This is a genomic window from Mycobacterium europaeum (assembly GCF_034555895.2).
In the GTDB taxonomy this organism is placed as follows: Bacteria; Actinomycetota; Actinomycetes; order Mycobacteriales; family Mycobacteriaceae; genus Mycobacterium; species Mycobacterium europaeum.
This window is the reverse complement of sequence record NZ_CP157315.1, coordinates 3,772,257-3,791,120: the sequence shown is the minus strand read 5'-3', so window position 1 is coordinate 3,791,120 and position 18,864 is coordinate 3,772,257. Positions and strand designations below refer to the sequence as shown.

19 protein-coding genes and 1 pseudogene are annotated in these 18,864 nt (G+C 65.3%); 17 read left to right on the top strand and 3 right to left on the bottom strand.

Translation table 11 applies throughout. The annotated features are described in order from the left end of the window. Positions 1 to 27 precede the first annotated feature (27 nt). The 5 genes from eccCa (at position 28) to U8D42_RS17295 (ending at position 7,195) form a co-directional block, all read left to right on the top strand. Positions 28 to 3,717 carry a type VII secretion protein EccCa gene (gene eccCa / locus U8D42_RS17315; protein WP_322859538.1) on the top strand — a complete coding sequence of 1,230 codons (3,690 nt, stop codon included), beginning with the start codon at positions 28 to 30 and terminating at the stop codon, positions 3,715 to 3,717. Then, positions 3,714 to 4,946, top strand: coding sequence for a type VII secretion-associated protein (locus U8D42_RS17310; RefSeq protein ID WP_322859539.1), 1,233 nt, complete (start codon positions 3,714 to 3,716; stop codon positions 4,944 to 4,946). Before eccCa ends, U8D42_RS17310 begins: the two co-directional genes overlap by 4 nt. Positions 4,947 to 4,995: 49 nt before the next feature. Beyond that, positions 4,996 to 5,313: a WXG100 family type VII secretion target gene (locus U8D42_RS17305; protein WP_322860124.1), complete on the top strand. Its 318-nt coding sequence runs from the start codon at positions 4,996 to 4,998 to the stop codon at positions 5,311 to 5,313. Between the two features lie 16 nt (positions 5,314 to 5,329). After that, positions 5,330 to 5,626 (top strand): WXG100 family type VII secretion target, encoded by a 297-nt coding sequence (locus tag U8D42_RS17300; RefSeq protein WP_322859540.1) that lies wholly within the window; start codon positions 5,330 to 5,332, stop codon positions 5,624 to 5,626. 69 nt (positions 5,627 to 5,695) lie between these two features. Further along, positions 5,696 to 7,195, top strand: coding sequence for a recombinase family protein (locus U8D42_RS17295; RefSeq protein WP_322859541.1), 1,500 nt, complete (start codon positions 5,696 to 5,698; stop codon positions 7,193 to 7,195). A 635-nt stretch (positions 7,196 to 7,830) separates the two neighbouring features. On the opposite strand, the gene U8D42_RS17290 is transcribed toward U8D42_RS17295, so the two are convergent. Both U8D42_RS17290 and U8D42_RS17285 read right to left on the bottom strand, forming a co-directional pair. Then, positions 7,831 to 7,953: a hypothetical protein gene (locus U8D42_RS17290; RefSeq protein ID WP_322859542.1), complete on the bottom strand. Its 123-nt coding sequence runs from the start codon at positions 7,951 to 7,953 to the stop codon at positions 7,831 to 7,833. A 579-nt stretch (positions 7,954 to 8,532) separates the two neighbouring features. Beyond that, positions 8,533 to 9,102, bottom strand: a complete 570-nt coding sequence (locus U8D42_RS17285) for a hypothetical protein (RefSeq protein WP_322859543.1) — start codon at positions 9,100 to 9,102, stop codon at positions 8,533 to 8,535. A 315-nt stretch (positions 9,103 to 9,417) separates the two neighbouring features. Here U8D42_RS17285 and U8D42_RS17280 point away from each other — a divergent pair, with 315 nt between their 5' ends. The 11 genes and pseudogenes from U8D42_RS17280 (at position 9,418) to U8D42_RS17235 (ending at position 16,627) form a co-directional block, all read left to right on the top strand. Next, positions 9,418 to 9,627, top strand: a complete 210-nt coding sequence (locus U8D42_RS17280) for a hypothetical protein (RefSeq protein ID WP_322859544.1) — start codon at positions 9,418 to 9,420, stop codon at positions 9,625 to 9,627. Beyond that, on the top strand, positions 9,624 to 9,953 hold the full coding sequence (locus tag U8D42_RS17275) for a hypothetical protein (RefSeq protein ID WP_322859545.1): 330 nt from the start codon (positions 9,624 to 9,626) through the stop codon (positions 9,951 to 9,953). The genes U8D42_RS17280 and U8D42_RS17275 overlap by 4 nt, the downstream gene beginning before the upstream one ends. Positions 9,954 to 11,259: 1,306 nt before the next feature. Next, complete coding sequence (locus U8D42_RS17270) at positions 11,260 to 11,406, top strand: hypothetical protein (protein ID WP_322859546.1); 147 nt, start codon at positions 11,260 to 11,262, stop codon at positions 11,404 to 11,406. Then, a pseudogene (locus U8D42_RS29385) lies at positions 11,403 to 11,579 on the top strand (hypothetical protein); the annotation flags it as partial. The gene U8D42_RS17270 and the pseudogene U8D42_RS29385, both read left to right, overlap by 4 nt. A 486-nt stretch (positions 11,580 to 12,065) precedes the next feature. Next, on the top strand, positions 12,066 to 12,281 hold the full coding sequence (locus U8D42_RS17265; protein WP_322859547.1) for a hypothetical protein: 216 nt from the start codon (positions 12,066 to 12,068) through the stop codon (positions 12,279 to 12,281). Between the two features lie 85 nt (positions 12,282 to 12,366). Beyond that, positions 12,367 to 13,146 (top strand): hypothetical protein, encoded by a 780-nt coding sequence (locus tag U8D42_RS17260; RefSeq protein ID WP_322859548.1) that lies wholly within the window; start codon positions 12,367 to 12,369, stop codon positions 13,144 to 13,146. Between the two features lie 79 nt (positions 13,147 to 13,225). Continuing rightward, positions 13,226 to 13,468 carry a hypothetical protein gene (locus U8D42_RS17255; protein WP_322859549.1) on the top strand — a complete coding sequence of 81 codons (243 nt, stop codon included), beginning with the start codon at positions 13,226 to 13,228 and terminating at the stop codon, positions 13,466 to 13,468. Then, complete coding sequence (locus U8D42_RS17250; RefSeq protein ID WP_322859550.1) at positions 13,465 to 13,863, top strand: hypothetical protein; 399 nt, start codon at positions 13,465 to 13,467, stop codon at positions 13,861 to 13,863. Before U8D42_RS17255 ends, U8D42_RS17250 begins: the two co-directional genes overlap by 4 nt. Before the next feature lie 151 nt (positions 13,864 to 14,014). After that, positions 14,015 to 15,058 (top strand): hypothetical protein, encoded by a 1,044-nt coding sequence (locus U8D42_RS17245; RefSeq protein ID WP_322859551.1) that lies wholly within the window; start codon positions 14,015 to 14,017, stop codon positions 15,056 to 15,058. A 441-nt stretch (positions 15,059 to 15,499) separates the two neighbouring features. Then, on the top strand, positions 15,500 to 15,943 hold the full coding sequence (locus U8D42_RS17240; RefSeq protein ID WP_322859552.1) for a hypothetical protein: 444 nt from the start codon (positions 15,500 to 15,502) through the stop codon (positions 15,941 to 15,943). Positions 15,944 to 16,351: 408 nt separating this feature from the next. After that, a complete protein-coding gene (locus tag U8D42_RS17235; RefSeq protein ID WP_322859553.1) occupies positions 16,352 to 16,627 on the top strand; it encodes a hypothetical protein in 276 nt (91 codons plus the stop codon). Here U8D42_RS17235 and U8D42_RS17230 read toward each other — a convergent pair. After that, positions 16,624 to 17,961: a deoxyguanosinetriphosphate triphosphohydrolase family protein gene (locus U8D42_RS17230; RefSeq protein WP_322859554.1), complete on the bottom strand. Its 1,338-nt coding sequence runs from the start codon at positions 17,959 to 17,961 to the stop codon at positions 16,624 to 16,626. The genes U8D42_RS17235 and U8D42_RS17230 overlap by 4 nt on opposite strands. Before the next feature lie 442 nt (positions 17,962 to 18,403). Between U8D42_RS17230 and rplM the strand changes: the two genes are divergently transcribed. Then, positions 18,404 to 18,847, top strand: coding sequence for a 50S ribosomal protein L13 (gene rplM / locus U8D42_RS17225; RefSeq protein ID WP_085242160.1), 444 nt, complete (start codon positions 18,404 to 18,406; stop codon positions 18,845 to 18,847). The last annotated feature ends 17 nt before the right edge of the window (positions 18,848 to 18,864 follow it).

Sequence of the window (18,864 nt, the reverse complement as noted above, 5' to 3'; positions counted from 1 at the left end):
ACCGTTCGTCCCACGGGGAGGACCGAGATGACCCAGCGTTTCGTGCCGGTGGCGCGGCAGCCGCCGCCCGCGGTGGCCACCGCGGACCTCGTCGTCGACGCGCCGCCCGAACCACCGGCTCTGGCCGGGGCGGGCCTCCTGCCACTGCTGTTGCCGGCCGTGCTGGCGCTGGCCGGTGCGGGCGTCATGGCCGCGGCATGGAGGTCGGGGCCGGGTGGCGGCCGCACCCCCGCCGTGTGGGCCGTCCCCATCATGATGCTGGCGTCATCGCTCGTGACAATGCTGTCCGGGCGCGTTCGCCGCCGGGGCGCCGGCATCCAAGCCGATCGCCTCGACTACCTCGGATACCTCAGTAGGCTGCGCACCACGGTGGTGGAAACGGCTGCCGCGCAGCGGCTCTCACTGCAGTGGAGCCACCCCGACCCGGACACCCTGTGGACATTGATCGGTGGCCCCCGGATGTGGGAGCGACGAGCGGCCGACCCCGATTTCTGCCTCGTCCGAGTGGGCATCGGAGCCCGGCCGCTCGCCACCCCATTGGTAGCCCCGCTGGTGCGCGAGTCCGGTGATCCGGTCACCGCGGCCGCGTTGCATCGCTTCCTGCGAACGTATTCGACGATCGACGCGCCGATCGCCGTCGGCCTGCGCGGAATCCCGTGCGTCAGGATCGACGGCGACGCGCCCGCGGCGCGCGGGCTGCTCCGCGCGATGATCTGCCAACTCGCCGTCTGCCATCCCCCCGATCAGCTGCTGATCGTCGCGGCGATCAGCGAGCGGAACCGCCGGCAGTGGGAGTGGCTGAAATGGTTGCCGCACAACCAGCACCCGGCCGCGGCCGACGGGGTGGGCGCGGTCCGGATGGTGTACCGCAGCATCGGCGAGGCGCAAGACGCGCTCGCCCGTGGGCGGCCGGCACACGCGGTGCTGGTCGCCGACCTGGACGAATCCGTTGCCGGGTGCGCGGGCGCGACCGTTGTCGAAGTCGTCGGCGGTCCTGCGGGCGCACCGGTCGCCATCAGCCGGGGGGACGAGACTCATCGGCTTTCCCGGCCGGACCGGATGGAGCCCGTGGACGCGCTGGCCTGCGCCCGCCGGCTGGCGAGATACCGGGCCGGCGCGTCCCTTCTCGGCGGCGACGGCGCGGACTGGCCGGCGCTATTGGGAATCGACGACGTCGACCGATTCGATCCAATCGCGTTGTGGCAGAGCAAATCGCACCGCGATCGGCTTCGGGTCCCCATCGGGACCGCCGCTGACGGCACGCCGCTGGAACTGGACATCAAGGAAGCCGCCGAAAGCGGCATGGGCCCGCACGGGCTCTGCGTCGGCGCCACGGGGTCGGGCAAGTCGGAGCTGTTGCGCACGATCGCGCTGGGCATGATGGCACGCAACTCTCCAGCCGCGTTGAATCTGCTGCTCGTCGACTTCAAAGGTGGCGCAACCTTTCTCGATTACGTGCGGGCTCCGCACGTGGCGGCGGTGATCACGAATCTCGCCGACGAGGCACCGCTGGTGGCCCGGATGCGCGACGCCTTGGCCGGTGAGATGAATCGCCGGCAACGGCTGCTGCGGGCGTCGGGCTGCGTCAGCGCCGCGGCGTATGAAGCCCGGCGGCGCGCGGGTGCGGCAGCACCGCCCTTGCCCACCTTGTTCATCATCGTTGACGAGTTCTCCGAATTGCTCAGCCAGCATCCGGATTTCACCGACATGTTCGTGGCGATCGGGCGGCTCGGCCGTTCGCTGGGCATGCACCTACTGCTGGCCAGCCAGCGGCTCGACGAGGGCAGGCTGCGGGGACTGGACGCCCACCTGTCGTATCGGATCTGCCTGAAAACCCTGTCGGCCAACGAGTCACGCGGGGTGCTGGGAACACTCGACGCGTACGAATTGCCGAACGAACCGGGGGCGGGCTACCTGCGCACGAGCGTGGGAGAGCTGATTCGGTTCTCCTCGGCGTATGTTTCGGGACCGACTGCGGCCCGCGCGCCGGCCGGAGGGCCCGTGGTGACGGCTTCCGTGCAGCGGTTCGGCACTCGTAGGGTCGGCGAGACCGCCCGCACCGTCGAGGACCCTGCGCCGTCGGAACGGACGGTCCTGCAGTCCGTCCTGGATCGGCTGGCCGGTCACGGACCGCTCGCGCACCCCGTCTGGCTGCCACCGCTGGACGCGGCGCCCGGGCTGCACACGCTGCTTCGCGACGCGGTGCCCGCGCCGGGTGAATTGACGGTTCCCCTGGGCATCGTCGACCGGCCCTTCGAGCAGCGCCGCACGCCGCTGGTGGTCGATCTGCGTGCGGCCGCGGGCAATGTGGCGGTGGTCGGGGCGCCCCGGTCGGGCAAGTCAACGGCGCTGTGCACCCTGGTGACGGCGCTGGCGGCCACTCATGAGGCGGTGCGGGTGCAGTTCTACTGTCTGGACTTCGGTGGCGGAACGCTGACATCGACACGGACGATCCCGCATGTCGGTGCGGTTGCCGGCAGGGCTCAACCGGGGCTCGTCACGCGGATCGTCGCCGAGTGCGAGTCGGTCATCCGCTCGCGGGAGGCCATTTTCAGCGACCGTGGAATCGGCTCGATCGCCGAATACCGTCGGCTCCGGGCGCAGCACCAGCCGTTCGACGACGATCCGTTCGGGGAGGTTTTCCTCGTCGTCGACGGCTGGGCGACCGTACGCGACGAATTCGGTGCGCTGGAGGCATCGATCACCGCCATTGCGAGTCAAGGACTTTCGTTCGGTGTGCATGTGGTGCTGGCGGCGTCGCGGTGGGCCGAGATCAGGCCCGCCCTGCGCGACCAGATCGGGACCCGCATCGAGCTGCGGTTGGGTGATCCCGCCGATTCCGAGTTGGACCGCAAAGCGGCCCAACATGTGCCCCAGGGCAAACCGGGTCGCGGTCTGTGCGGGGACGGGGCGCACATGATGATCGCGTTGCCGCTCACCCACATTGACGGGGGTGACGCTGTTGCGCCGCCGATCCCGCTGCTTCCGGAGCGGGTGGAGCGCGACACCGTCGTGGACCGGGCGGGCGACCGCATCCTGCTGGGCATCGACGAGCGTCGACTGCAGCCGGTGACGTGCGACTTCGACCGGCAGGGGCACCTGTTGGTGCTCGGCGACAACGGGTGCGGGAAGACCGCGACGCTGCGGACGCTGTGCCGCGAGATCGTCCGGACGAAGACCGCGGCGCAAGCCCGCGTGGTGATCATCGATTTCCGGCGCTCGCTGCTCGGTGTCGTCGAGTCGGAGCATCTCGGCGGCTATGCGGTGTCACCGGGCGCCCTGCGCGCATTGCTGCCCGATCTGCTCGATCTGTTGCGGAGCCGCATGCCTGCGCCCGACGCCACCCAGGCGCAACTGCGGACGGGGTCCTGGTGGTCGGGGCCCGACATCTACGTCGTCGTCGACGATTACGAACTGGTCACCGCCCCGGCCGGCAACCCGTTGTCGCCGCTCACCGAATACCTGCCCTACGCCGCGGATCTGGGCCTGCACCTGGTGCTGGCCCGGCGCAGCGGCGGAGCGGAGCGCGCGCTGTTCGAGCCCATGCTCGCCGGGCTGCATGACCTGGGCTGCATGACCCTGGCGATGAGCGGATCCGCCGGCGACGACGTGCCGTTCGGGCGCCGTCGCCCCGCGCGGTTGCCGCCCGGGCGAGGTGTCCTGCTTTCCCGCGACGGCGACGAACGGCTCGTCCAGGTGGCCTGGAGCGCACCGTGAAAGCGCATCGCGGCGTCATCGAGGTGGGCCCCGGCACGATCCGCCGATTATGTTGCGGCACAAGCGAGGTCGACGACGATAGCCCGCCGTCCGAGGTTGTCAGGGCCGCGCTCGGCGCGATAGACGACCGCGTGGCGCTGGTGGCCGAGCACCCGGTTGCCGTGGCCTCGCTGTGGAGCGCTGTCCTGCGGTCGGCGATCTGCGCCGACGGCAACGGCATCGTCGTGCTGCACCCATCCTGGTGGTCGTCGTCGCGCATCCGGGTCTTGAGCTCGGCCGCGGCCACCGTGTCCGACGACGTGCTCGTGCGGCCCCGGTCGTGGTTGCTCCGGCGGGCCGCCCATGCCCGTGCCGGGTCGACGCTCGTGGAGATCACCGGGGGAATGGTGGTGATCGACGGTGACCACGCCGTCGCGGTACCGCGACGGCCCCCGCGGCGTCCGGTAGCCGACGAGGTGCTGGCCACCATCGCGGGCATGCCCGCGACCGTCGTGCTCATCGACACGCCGAGCGCGGTCCCCGGGGCGTCGGCTCTGGCCGCGGCGATCGCTGACGGCGCGGGCGGCATCGGGCGGACGGCGGTGCGCATCGGCGGGGCCCGACTGACCCGGCTGGCCCGATCGGCGGCGTCCGAGCTCGATGAGCCGACCGGGCGGCGCGATCGCCGTGACCGTCTCCCGTGCCGCGCCCGGACCCTGGGCGGCGTCGGTGCGGCCGCCATTGTGCTCGCCGCGGCGGCCCCGGCCGTGATCACGGTGGGCCGGCACGGCCCGCCGGCCCCACGGCCGGTAAAAGCCCCGCCCACCACATTCCTCGTGGAAGGCCGGGTGGCGGTGACGGTGCCCGCGGACTGGTCAACGCAGCGGGTGACCGGTGGGCCGGGATCGGCGCGCGTGCAGGTCACCTCGCCGTCGGATCCCGAAGTGGCCTTGCATGTCACACAGTCGCCGGTGGCCGGCGAGACGTTGAGTGGCGCCGCCGAGCGGTTGAAACGGGCCATCGACGCCGAGCCCGCGGGAACGTTCGTGGACTTCAATCCCACCGCAACCAGCGCCGGCAGGCCGGCGGTGACATACCGGGAAGCCCGCGCCGGCCACGACGTGCGGTGGACGGTGCTGGTGGACGGGCCGGTGCGGATCAGCCTCGGATGCCAGAGCCGGCCCGGCAACGAAGAGGCCGTCCGCGCTGTCTGTGAGCAGGCGGTGCGGTCGGCGCACGCGATCGGATGAGCTCCGGATCGGATGGAACCAAATGAACGTCGTCGCGGTCGAATCCAATATGGCTACACCGAACACACTGACCACCGACTTCGACCTGATGCGGTCGGTCGCGGGAACCACGGACGCCCGCAACGAGGAGATCCGGGCCATGCTGCAGGCGTTCATCGGCCGGATGAGCCAAGTGCCGCCTTCGGTATGGGGCGGGGTCGCCGCGGGGCGGTTCAAAGACGTGGTGGACCGCTGGAACGCCGAGTCGTTGCACCTCTACCACGTCCTGCACGCGATCGGCGAGACCATCCGGCACAACGCGGCCACCCTGCAGGACGCCGGCCACAACCACGCGACCCACATCGCCGCCGCCGGCGGAAACCTCTAGTCGACAGGAGTCATCCATGGAATCGGCGCTGTCCTATGACTTCGGCGAGATCGAATATTCGGTGCGCCAGGAAATCCACACCACGTCGGCCCGGCTGAATGCGGCGCTGGAGGAACTGCGGTCGCAGATCGCGCCGCTGCAGCAGTTCTGGACCCGTGAGGCGGCGGCCGCCTACCAGGTCGAGCAGCAGAAATGGCACCAGTCGGCGACCGCCCTCAACGAGATCCTCGTCGATCTCGGAAACGCCGTGCGCGACGGCGCGGAAGAGGTGGAAAACGCCGACCGGCGGGCGGCCGGAGTCTGGGGTAGGTAGCCGCAACACCCATGATCGTCTGTGTGGTCCCGGCGGGGGACTCACTTTCGACGGTTATACACTCAGCCGATGCGACCAGGAATCCAGGAGAGCCCCGAGCAATCTCTCCGGGTGCTGGGCCGTATCCGTCTCTCCCGTGAAGCGGGTGAGACCGGAACCAGCATCGAGCGCCAGCGCGAGGACATCGAACAGTGGTCCGCGCTGCATCGGCACACCATCGTCGGATGGGCCATTGACTCCGGCGTCTCTGGCTCGGTCGATCCGTTCGATACCCCGGGGCTGGGACCGTGGTTGGCCCCTGCCCGGTTGAAAGAGTGGGATGCCCTCGTGGCCTACAGGTTGGATCGCTTGTCCCGCAGGGTGATCCCGCTCAACCGGCTATTCGGGTTCATACAAGAGCACGGCAAGACCTTGGCGTCGGTCTCGGAGTCCATTGACCTGTCGACGTGGATCGGCCGGCTTGTCGCCAACGTCATCGCTGGCGTGGCCGAGGGGGAACTGGAGGCCATCCGCGAACGCAACCTCAGCTCGCAGGCCAAGCTGCGCCAGCTCGGGCGCTGGCACGGTGCAGGAGTGCCTTACGGGTTCTCGCCTGAGAAGCGACAAGACGGCTGGTATCTGGTCCACAACGAAGCCGAGAAGCGCATCTTGCGGGAGGAGATACTTCCCAGGGCACTGGCCCACGAATCCGCGCGCTCGATTGCGTCTGCGTTGAACGCGGCCGGTTTCACGACCCGCAAGGGCGGATCTTGGCATGTCCAGTCAGTGTTGTCCATCCTCCGCAACCGGGCCTTGCTCGGGCAGCATGAGCACAAGGGCCGGTTGGTCGTCGACCAGGACGGGCTGCCGGTCCAGCGTGGGGAACCTTTGGTGACCACCGACGAGTGGGCCAGGATCCAGACCTCCCTCAGCTCCCGGTCGATCAGGACCGGCGAGCGGAACCAAAACCAGCTGTCCGGGGTGCTCACTTGCCACGGCATCAGACATCAACCCGACTGCCAGCGCACGGAAAGCCGCTCGTGCGGCTGTCCTTTGTGCGGTGCCGCCGTATACGCGCAGCGGATGCCAGACCGCGAGTATTCGTACTACCGATGCTCGGATCGTTCCCGGCGTTGTGCTTCGTCGGCGGTCCGCTCCGACATCGTCCTAGAGCTAGTGGAAGAGCACCTGCTCCGAGAGATCGGGGACGTGCCCCGCCGTGAGCGGGTGTACGTCCAAGGCTCGGACCATACCGAGGCCCTAGAGGCCATCCAAACGGCCCTGAGAACCGCCAGGAAAGAGCTTGACCTCGGCCTCTACGACGGCACGGAGGACGAGTATTTCGAGCGCCTACAGCGGCTCACTGCCCGTCGAACGGAATTGGCAGCCCTGCCCACAGAGCCCTCGGGGTTCCAGTGGCGCGACGTAGGCGAGACGTGGGGTCAGGCATGGCAGCGGATGGATGTTGCCGAACGTCGAGCGTTGCTGCTCGACTCGGGCATCCGCGCAGCCGTGGCGGGGGGCCTAGGCAAAGACCTGTACTGCCACCTGAACATTCCCTCGGATGTCCGGGGTCGCATCGAGAGGTGAGGACCGAAACTCATGGACGAACCGATCCGAAGAATGCCTGACCAATGCCTGCTGTGACGCAGCACGGGAGCCGGCTAGAGCCACCATCCACCGGTGGTGGCGTCAACACCGCCGCATGGCTCATGGCCATCGACGCTCACCCCGAGACCCTCAACACCGATCTTGTCGTGGCGACGGCCCTTGCCAGCGGGGACGCGGGGGTTCAAAGGGCCGACCCGAGTCCGTCACGGACTCCGTTGAGGAGCTGATCGCGTTGGGCTTTCTGGAGCCGGTCCTGGCTGCCAATCACCAGGACGGCGAGGAGCATGTGCTTGAGCTGCGCTACCCGTAGCAATAGGTCGCAAGGGTGACTGCTGGCCTGGGTCAGGAATGGCTCGCAGCTTCGTCGTTCAATTCAGGCTAGATGGGCCGGTATTCGTGAGTTCTTCGCCGATTACGGTAACTGCCGTGCTCAAGCACCTGAGCAAAACATCAGCAGCCTCGGCGAAATCGTCGTCGGCATGGCCTGCGTCGGCGAGCCCCTCGGCTCGGATATCACGGGCCCTCCGGTAGTCGTGGTCGGCGTGGCGTAGCTGGTCAACTGCGAGTTGGATGCGGCGTAGGTCCACGCAGGCAATCTTAAGCGCGTTGACGGCCTACGCCCGTTGGCGGGCGCAGAGCTCCAGCTCCCAGCGCACGAGGTCAATCGCCGCTCGCACGGCCAGATCCTCGGGGTCGTACCCCTCGGCCCGTATCACTTCTCGTTCGTAATCGTCCATGCCGGGTTAGACGCGGTCGAGATCCGTCCGGTTCCGGCAGAGCTGTCCTGGGAACCTTAGCCGGGGCAATCGTAGGCGTAAGCAGACCCGCCTGCCACATTCGTGCCGCCCCGAACAACTATGTCGGACATATCGGAGGTAATCGTGTTCACCCCCACGATGAGTGCATTGGGGCCTTTGCCCCATATCCACATGACATCGTCCCTATCCACTTGAGTCCGACACCAAGGCAAACCACTCAAGGGTTTTCCTATGGGCAACAAGGCTGTTTCTTGCGTGACCGCATCGCGGTATGCGAGGCGGATATCCCACCGTTCGGCACCAGCCGCTGTGTCTTCTGACGGTTCTAGTTCCGCGCTGGCAGGTACAAAAACCCCGGGGAATAGCCGCGACTGCTGAGCGCCAGACGGCTCTGCAGTGGCCAGTGGACAACCGAGAAGCGCAGACGCCACGATATATGCGGCAAACTTCTTCATAGACATCGCCGATTCTAACGCCTACGGCACTGGGGGACCGCCGCTTTCGCCAATGGGGAGAGTGTGGTCAACGCGCGCGGGCGAGCTCGTTCCGCGTCAAGTTTCAGCCTAATTGAGAATCCTCCAGGGCGTTGTTCGCCTCGTCTAAGAAGTCGATAGCAATCTGCGCTGCCTCCGGGGGAACGTATCCACCCTTACGGCCCGCAGAGCCGCCTTTGAGCAGCCCACGGTTACGTGCCTGCCATAGGTGGTTTTTAACGGTACCGGGCGACTTCCCCAGTTCTTCTGCGATGTGGTCAACAGGCTTCGCCTCACCATCGGCCACCCGTCCCACGTACTCAGCCGCCAGTAACACTAGGTAGACATCAGTGATCCCGCCCATATCCAAGATCGACTTCAGAAGCGGCATCGACACCTGTAGCGGTCTCTTGGTGGTCTGGGCATAGGCACGATCCTCCGCAGCCAGTTTCATGCGGGCGTCAGCGGCACCCGTTCGGAAGTCGATCTCCCGAAGCACTGTGCTGGAGATGCCGCCTGGGGGGACGTTCTCCTCATCAGTTGGTCGGACGACGAGCTTTATTGGCCCACCCTGTATTTCGTCCTCTTTCCAATACATCTCGACTGTCCAGCCGCCGATCTGTTGTGGAATCCGTATCTCGTCCCAATCGAGCATAGCCAGATCGTAACACAATACCCAACCGGTATGTCGTGACGGTTTGACAAACAGGTTGGCATCGTGTTTTAGTTCGAGAGTCAGCGACGACGACGGAGGCGAGGAACCGCCGGGATGACCAATCCCGGCAGGCCGTACCCCCGAAGGCCAGCCCGGGACACGGGCCAGTGGCGGCCACGTACTGCATCGCCGGGAGGCGAGGTAGCCGAGCGTGCGACGTACAGCCGACGGAATCAATGACAGCGCTCAAGTCGAGCAACCTCCGCGCCAGCGCAGCGAACTGCTACCAACCAATCATCAAGAGAGGCAACGCAAATGAAAATTAACGATCCAAAAGCGAGCTACTCGCAAGTCTCGGGTGTATTTCTGGACACCGAGCCCGCCCAGGAGCACGGGTTGCTTGTGCCGGTTAAGCCGGGGTCGGTCAAAGTCCATGACGGGATAGTCACCTTCACAGCCATCGTCCCGGATTCGGCCATCGCGTCGTTGTACGTGCCGCCGAGCGAACGGCTGGCCAATCGATGACTGGAAGCAGGGGGGCGGCTGACACCGCACCCGAACTCCCGACTATCGACCTGCTGGATGGCAGGTCGCTCACGATGGACATTTGCGAGCCCTGCTTCCTTTACACAGGTCGGATCACCGACCTGGATACCGGCCAGTCGTGGCAGTGGGTGTATCGGAGCGCAGGAGTGCAAGAACACCAGCCGCTGTATCAGCAGATCCTCGACTACCTGAACGGGGCAGTACAGATCGAAGCGAGAACCCTTGCCGACCTTGACATGATCTTTGGGGAGGCTGAATTGTCAATATACGAGCCACATCCCAACGTCGCCGAGCCGGCCAGATGACAACCCAAGGGCGGAGAGGCCGGCGCGGCCGAGAACCGTGGCGCGAAGTCCTCATCGGCGAGCTCACCGACGAGACCGAGGACGAACGTAGAGACTTTGCTGACCCCGAGCGCAACCCGTTCGAGTCCAAGCATGGCCCGGAGATGGGCACGGATAGAGACGACAGCCCGGCATATCTAGCTCCCAAGCCACGGTTCGACGCCGCCAAGCTTGAAGCCGGTGACATCAGCGACCCGATACAGATCGACCAGACGGCCGACCGGATCGCAACTGGGCAACTGGTCGAAGCGGGCCACGGATTCATCGTCAACGATCCGCGCAGCCGCCCATGGAAGACAGCGAAGCGTACACACTGCGCCCACTGCGGCGGGCCGTTACCAGCGCCAAACGCCAGCCATGAGAAGTACCGTTGCGAGTTCGACCCACCCGCCTACTACGACGAGGTGCCGCCGATGGCGGACGGGGCTGTACGGCCCCCACTGGAAGTCTGGCGAAGGTTTACCCCGGCCCAGAGGCGTCGCTTCGCGACTGGCGATACCCATGAATGCGAGTGTTCCGGGTGCGAGCTGCGGTGGTTGGTGTTGCACGGACACGAGCGCAATCGTGGCAATCCCCGAAAGTACTGCTCTGAGAACTGCCAGAGGTGGGCCGACAACGAACGCAATGCCTGGAAGCGGGCCGTCCGGCGAGCCGAGAAGCGTGGCGAGGAGCCACCGCCGCCCCCCGAGGACAAAGGGCTTAAGTTGCGCCATGCGCGGGGACTACGTTCCGGCGTCGAAGGTCACGGGCGCCGGTACACCGCAGCCAACGGACACAGGTGGGAATTGCCGAGGGCATGACTGCGCCGAAGTATTCCGTAACTGGTGAAGGCCCGGGCAGTGGCGCCCAGCCTCCTGGCGTGCTGCCCGGTGCCAATCTCTCGCCGTGAGCGCCGCCATGTCGAGGACCCCCGGTTACCTCCTGGGCCGGGGGTTCTCTCTTTATCCCGAACGAATAGCCATAGTCCGCAATGAAAGGAGGGGCGAGATGCCCGCCATCGCTTGTACCCGCCACCTTCACCGTGGCCCCCAGGATCGCCGGCCCAATGGCCGGTGCATCCACTGCCAGCGTGAAGCGCAGAAGCGTTACCGCGATGCGTGCCGGGACGCCCGTAGGCGTTTGAAGGCAGTTCAGTCCGCCTTAGCGGGCTAACGCACGCTCGTCTCGATCCAACCGTCAGCGTTCCGCTGAGCGGTTTTGTTGCGGCACAAGGCATGCCGCGACCGGAGGCACCCAGGGGGTGCACCGTCAACGAAAGGAAAGCCGCATGATCGACGCGACCAAACTAGACCCCGAGGTCGTCGTGTATATCGCCAAGCTGCGGCAGGAGGCAGCCCGCGCCCGTACACAGCGCAACAGAGCACGCGAAGAGGCCGCACGCCTCCGCGCTGAGCTGGCCGCCTGCGGCGCATGAACCGCAACCTAGTCCGCCATCAAGGGAATGTGAGGGATCTGTTGAACACTGCTTTGCCGATGGGGCTCGTCCGAGACGGCAAGCTGTCAGCGATCACGAAGGCCGTGGCGTTGGAGGTCTGGTCGCACGCCGAAGGGCGACACCAGTCGGCCTCATCGGTGGCCGACGCCCTGGGGATCAACCGGAAGACGGTGTATCCCGCCTTGGCCGAGCTTGAGGAGCGAGGCTGGCTCGTCCGGGAGGTCCACCACAAGATCAGCGAGAAGGGCAACCGCGTCTGGGACCGCGAGGTGTGGCACCTGCGGATGACCAACGCCCCGTTCACCGAGGAACAGACCCTGTCCCTCAAACGGACAGGGGTATGCCCGCCAGACGGACAGGTACCTGTCCACGGGACGGACACCGTAGAAGTGAAGGGGAGGAGTGCACCAGAAGTGCACTCCGACCATAGGAGTGAAGAGGAACCTGTCCGCCCGACGGACAGGTCCGGGGAGGACGACCCACAAAGGGAGTCCGAGCCAGATTGGGAATCTGTCTCGTCATCTCCCCAGTGCTACAGCACCACTCATCGTTTTCGTGGTGCTACCGATCCCTTCGCCTCGCAGTCGCCGAGCGACAGCTCGGCTCAGGTGGGATCTGTTCGTGGTGAACCTGAACCTGTGAACCCGGAAGAGTACCGCGAGGACGGGATGCTCAGCCTTGTTCAGTCGGTGACCGCCGTCTCCGACGAGCCGAAGCCGTGGGAGTCCGGTCCCGTGGCCGAGTGCGCCAGGCAAGTGTGGCCCAAGGGCAGGCCCTGGCCGCCGGAGCCGGGCACGTTCGACCCGTTCGTGACGTACGTGGACGCGGAGACGGGAGAACCGCTGAGCCGCTGACGGCACATCCCAACCGAATCCCCAACCGCCCGTCTGCCGTCCGGCAGGCGGGTTTTCCATCTGTACCGAAATAGGAGAACGAACCATGTTTGATCAAGCATTCATCGTGGACGGCATCACCCGCTGGACCGACCTCGGCATCAAGTTCCCGAAGAAATTGGCCACGGCGATCGAAACTTTCGACGCCATCCGCTGCGCCGAGCCGGGACACCGCCCCGTGTTCGACCTGGCGGGCGTCACACCGGCCAACGCCGAGGCCAAGATCCGCTCGTACGCCGAGCAGCTCGTGCCGACGCTGGGTCTGGTATCCAGGGTCGGTGCGGTGGACTTGTCCGCGCTCGATGTAGCGAAGCAAGACGCCGTGAACGCCGCAGCCCGAGACGTTCTGGTGAAGGCAGCTGAGGCTGTGCCCGGGGTCATCGAGCAAGTGACCCCCGAGTTCGACCGCGCGGCATCGGAGTTCACCGAGGCCGTGTCAGGGCTGCCGGATGACTTGTCCGACGCCGCAATCGTGCAAGCGGGGCCGGCGGTGCTGGGTGAGTACCAGCGGGCCGCGCAGGCTCAGACCGTTATCGGCGGTTTCGACCACTGGATTGCCTCGCTGAGATCGTTGCCGGGTCTCGGTGTGGGCCAGGTCGACCCGGTTACGCGAGTGCTGCGTCCGGTCAGTGTCAGCCAGCTCTCACACCTGGACAACGCGCAGACCAAGCGGTACGGCCAGCTCAATCCGCTCTACGTTGTCGCGGTACGTGAAGGCGTCGAGTTCGCCTTGAACACACCACAAGAGGCGGCGCAGATCAGGGCGGGCATCGAAGCCAGGGGCCGAGCCCACGCGGAGCGTGAGCACCGCCGAGCCATCGCCTGATCTAGCAGAAACCCTCGGAGAGGCCCCCAGTTCATCGCTGGGGGCTTTTCTGCATCGACCGATAGGAAAGTTTGTACCCGTGAGCGACTTTGAAGCGTGGTGGGAGAACTACGGCCAGCCTTACGAGGCTGCCGTGATCGAGCAAGGTGGAACCCCGTGGACGGCCAGCATCGAAGAGCGCCAGAAGCTTTGGGCTCGACGCTACGAAAGGCCGGCACCCCCCATAGGCTTGACCAACGACCTGGATGCGATACGCGGCACCGCGCGCAGCGGTGAGCCCGTGGCGTCGGCCATCTGCGATGGCCTAGCAGGTGCGGCATGACCAACGCAGCACGCAGCTTCGCACAGTGGCTGAGCCGTACCCCCGCGAAGCGGGAGACCGTGGAAGGTGATCCAGCGGCCCAGGCCTTCGCCGAACTGCTGGCACAGCGCAGCGTGATCAGCGGCGCAGTCGTCAACGATGACGACGAGCCGTGGGACAAGCGAGTGCTCCGGGTCCTCCGAGAAGATCGCGAATGGCAAGAGCGGTACCAAGCCGAGAAGGCCGAGCGCGAAGCCCGGGAGGCCGAGGCGCAGTTGTCGCCGGCTCAGCGGCTGGCTCGGGCGATCGGCGGGCACAACACCGCAGGCCCCCTGCCTTTGAACGGCACTGCACTACTGCGCCAGGCGATCGGCGGGGCAGGCAATTCCACGATCAACGGTCAGCCCGCACGATGACCCACGACGGATCTAAGGCGCCGCAGCGGAGCCAGCCCGAGGAAGCAGCAATGCCCTCGGGCAATCCTCGGGTATCCGCGTTGGCTCTCGATGTCGGTATCAACGTGGGGGATGAGGTTGAAGTGTCGGTACCGCGACGTACGGTCTTGGGGTGACAGAGGGACAGGTCGGGTTCTCGTCTTTCGCGTTCTTCTCACCGTCGACGAGCATGACCATCAAGGGTGTGGCATTCACGGCGCTGCCTGGAACGGCCATCCCACGCTGCTTGGCTGCGTTCGGGACGACTACCGAAACCGACGACCGGCCAGCTGAACCCGCGTTGGTCGTCGCGTTTGACTTTCCCGAGATCACGGCCAACCCCGTGAGCAAACCGGTGCAAGAAACGCGAGACGTGGATGCGTTCCTACGTGACTCAGTGGCCCGTTGCCGGATCACTAGCCCCTCAGTCGTGAACCACAACGACCCCCCAGACGTCCTCGCGTACGTCGACGAGCAAGAGTTCGGCATCGAAGCCGCCCAGTTGCTACCGCCCGATTGCGGCGTGGACAGGTCCAACTCAATCGTTGGACGCTGGAAGAGCTTCGAGGCGTTTAGGGACAAGGTTATAGAAGAAGATTGGGGAAACGTACGGCAGCACCGAGGGCTGCTTGTGGTCATGCACTTCGGACAAACCGGTGCGACTCCAACTGAGCGACTGCCACCAAGGCGAGCCAACCTGGGAAGCGCAATCGCAGCATTGCGGACATCACAGCCGGTCATCCGAGACCCCATGGCCGCCGCTACCTCGCACCCAACCTTGAACGAATCTGAGGTAATCCAGTGGTCATCGGACAGGTCGATTTTCTTCACGTGGACTCCGCTGCCACCGTGGTACTCCAGTCCATTCCACGACCGAATGGGCTTCGAGTTGGCAGTTGGATACCACGCAACCGTCACGCAGACCGATGTGCGCGGCGAACTGCGAAGAATCGTGGAGGACCACGACAGCGTCAACACGAAGACGTTGGTGATTACCGTCAACGCACCGCTGAGGTCCGGCCTGTCGTTCCCGACCAACAAGCTCGTTGCTGACATGCTGTTCAGGGACCAACAGCCGTTAGGCGGCTGGACGCCCTCCCATATTGAACGGATCGCGCTGCACAACCAGAATGAGAAGTCTGTGAAGTGGGTCCTCGGCTCAAGTCCATGGGTGTAGGCGCTACGAGCCTTCCGCGTCTGCAGGTTCACAACATTCGGTGCCTGCGCCGCGCCTCGGCCGGCCAACTTTCGGTGCTGCTAGACATCCTCGGCGGATGTAGTCGCTATTCAAAGCCGTCGCCACCTGGGACCGCCGGGCGGTAGGTAGTCCGGGCGAGTTTAGGTGCTGCACTGACCAAAGGGACAGGGCACTGGCCGGCATCGGGCAGGGGCAGTGGGCAGGGCACTGCCCCGCCGGGCGCCCGGAGTGGGCGGCACCCGCAGGCAGACCCCCACGGGGGCATCCCTGCCCCCGCACATCCCGACCGGTCCGTAATGCGGATGCCGGACCGGATGCGACGCATCGGCACTGCGGTTCTCCCTGGCCAGCAAAGGCGGCTGGGCGACCACGCCAGCCTTCCCAGCAACGAACACGAGGCCCCAGAAAGAAGGTAGGAACATGCCGGAAACCGGCGAAAACGACGATCAGAGGCCGATCCCCCGCGCACCGGCTGGCCTCAATGCAGCCGGTAAGCGCTTCTGGCGGGAGATCACTTCAGAGTGCGAGATCCGTACCTTCGACATGCTCATGCTGGTCGAGCAGGCCGCCCGTACGGCTGATGTCGTGGCACGGCTACAGCGGGCCGTGGATACTGCCGAATCGCTTCGCTGCCAAGGAAGCAAGGGGCAGGAGGTAGCGATCCCCGAGCTGACCGAGCTCCGCCAGTACCGGGCGCAGTTCGCGGCGCTGATCAAGCAACTGGACCTGCCGGCCCCTGAGGACGACGAGGACGAAGACGAGGACTCAGCCCCAGGACGCACTCGGCCCATGACCCGTAGCGAGGCAGGCCGCAAGGCTGCCGCTGCCAGGTGGCAGAAAAGCCGAGGAGGCACCGCAACATGAGCAACCCCAAGATAGTTCGGCGCGACCGCCGCCGACGTGAGCGCAGCCAGGACGGACCTGCGCTCACCATGGCCGATTATTACCGGCAGCTCCTGGCGAGCCCCGGTTGTACGACTGCCCCGACCTTCTGCGACTACGAGAGGGCGGCCGGTCTCGACTGATTTGAGGCCCTGCCATGGATAACCTGAGAGGCGGCTGCCGCTTACCTGGGAATAGAAGTTATAGAAGTGGCGATCAAAACCAGTCCGGAACAGGCTACTTTCTGTTTTGATCGTCCAAGCGAAGCGAGATTTTTCAGTCTCGTTACGCTGGGGCTACAGCGTTTCAGCATAATTTTGTCGGTGTACCCAGTCAGTATGGGTGCGTCCGCACTGGTGTAGAACGGACATGAGCGGGTACGGAGGTCTCATGACAAGCACTTTGATCGCGTCGCCGCGCTTCGCGGCTTCACCACTGGCCGGGGAAGGTGGCCACGGTCAGGACTACGAATACGTCGAGAAAGAGATCCGCAACGTTCTTTCGGACCATCCCGAAGGAATCTACCTACCCGAGGTGCTCGAGGAGCTGTGGACCCGGCTCACCGTGCCGGCGCTAAGTGCGGCGATGCTTGAGATGTTCAGCAGACGGTTGATCGCTCTCACACCTGACCGCCGACTGCATCTTCTCAGCACCGAGCAAAGTTAGTACAGCATCCAGGGGTCTAGCACTGACTTGCCGCCGGTGCCAACCAGGCGCTGGTACAGATCTACTGCTTGCTCCTCAGTCAGGGAAGCGATGAAGTCAGCCACCGCACGGGCGTAACGAGCGTCGGGGTGAGGGTAGCGGTCGCTTCCCCCCTCAACCCCAGTTATCTCAAACGCCCATTTCAGTTGTCGCGGTAGACGATTGAGAGCCCCGGCTTTGTGCGCTTTCTCTAGGATGGGGTGCAGCTTCTCGAACAGGGCAATCACCACTTGTCGCTGGCCTTCCTGCAGGGTGGCGAGTCGTGGGTCGTGGATCACATAGTGCCACGTCAGCTGCTTGAACAACTCGACCTCGGCCCGAATGGTGGGAGGCACATCCAGCGGGTTAGGCCGGACCCCGACACGAACGCTGGATACAAACTGATCGATGAGCCACCGGCAGCCGCGAGCGACCTCCCGCGAGTTCTGAAACTCGCGCTGCGGGTAGGCATTACCGAAAGCGACGGCCATGACGGCGCTGAAGTTTGCGACGACAGTCTCTCGGTCCACGAGATCTCGTTGCGCCTCGGGCATCTTGTCCATGACACGCTTCCAGGACGCGTTGATGAACTCCGACCGCTCGGTCGGATTCTGGATCAACGGACCGATCGGAATGTGTTGTGCCCGTACAAAATCCTCAAGGTCATGCACAGCGTAAGTCACATCGTCGGCCCAGTCCATGATTTCGGCCTCTAGGGAGCGTTCACCGTCCCCCAGCCCTTCCCGGACGCGGTTGAAAACGTCGGACTCGGTCGGATAGGCATTCCACTTGCCGCTCTGCTCGTGCTTTCCGTGGCGCTGATACGGGTACTTGATGACCGCTCGTAGCGTGCGGTCCGACACGCCAAGCCCTTTGCCCTGCTCGATGTTGGGGTGTGCACCGAGCTTGGCAAGGATCCGCAGAGTCTGGGCGTTGCCTTCAAAGCCGTCCAGCCCGTGGGGCCCGCACAGCTTGTTGAGCTCTTCCTCCCCCACGTGGCCGAACGGCGGGTGGCCAAGATCGTGTGCCAGGCCAGCGGCCTCGGCGGCGGCGACGTCGACTCCGCCGACCGCCTCGAGCTTGTCCTTCTGGGCTTCGTCCCGTTGCAAATGCTCTGCGAGCCGCCGGGAGAGCTGCTGCACCTTTAGGGTGTGTGTAAGCCGCGTGTGAAAAAGTGGGATTTCGCCCACGGCCACAACCTGCGTGACGCCGCCGAGTCGCCGCAACTCATCGGAGTAGAGGATCCGGTCGCAGTCGTGTTCGGTGGGCGTCCGGCCATCAGGCGTGTTCTGACCCTCCAAAGGTGTTGCGGGCAACGTTGCCTCCCGTGCTGGGGCGATCAAACCAGTTCGTTAGCAGTGCCTGGCGTACAAACGGTGACGCCGAGTTCAGCTAATCATTGTAGTTTCGTCAGTACCCAGAACCGACACCGTCGTCACCCGGCGATCTCATCGTCTCGGTACTGACCAACATGACGGCCGTCAACACGCCAAAGGTGGCGGAAACCGGTCACCACCTGGCGATCCGGGCGGCAGGCCTTCTGTGTGTAACCGTCCAACTTGAGGAGAGCCGCTGGGACCACACAGTCGTTTTGACCTGCGGGGACGTGCATCGGTAAGCTGCTCGGTTGGCGTGCGGTACGCCGGGACTCGGGTCAATGTCGGTCGCCGAGAACCCTTCCTTTTGGACCCACCGCCAACGCCTGACCGGCACCCGGCTCGACCCGGGATCCACCTCGAGAAAGAAAAGGTAAGCGCTGTGCCCACCTACGCGCCAAAGGCGGGTGACACCACGCGGTCGTGGTACGTCATCGACGCCACGGACGTGGTGCTTGGCCGCCTTGCCGTCGCGGCAGCCACCCTGCTGCGCGGCAAGCACAAGCCGACGTTCGCCCCCAATGTCGACGGCGGTGACTTCGTCATCGTCATCAACGCCGACAAGGTCGCCCTGAGCGGCGACAAACTGCAGAGCAAGCTGGCTTACCGCCACTCGGGGTATCCCGGCGGCCTGCACTCGCGCAGCATCGGCGAGCTGATGGACAAGCACCCCGACCGGGTCGTCGAGAAGGCGATCGTCGGCATGCTGCCCAAGAACAAGCTCAGCCGTCAGATCCAGCGCAAACTCCACGTCTACGCCGGCCCCGAGCACCCGCACGCCGCTCAGCAGCCGGTTCCGTACGAGATCAAGCAGGTGGCCCAGTGACCGAAACGACCGAGGCC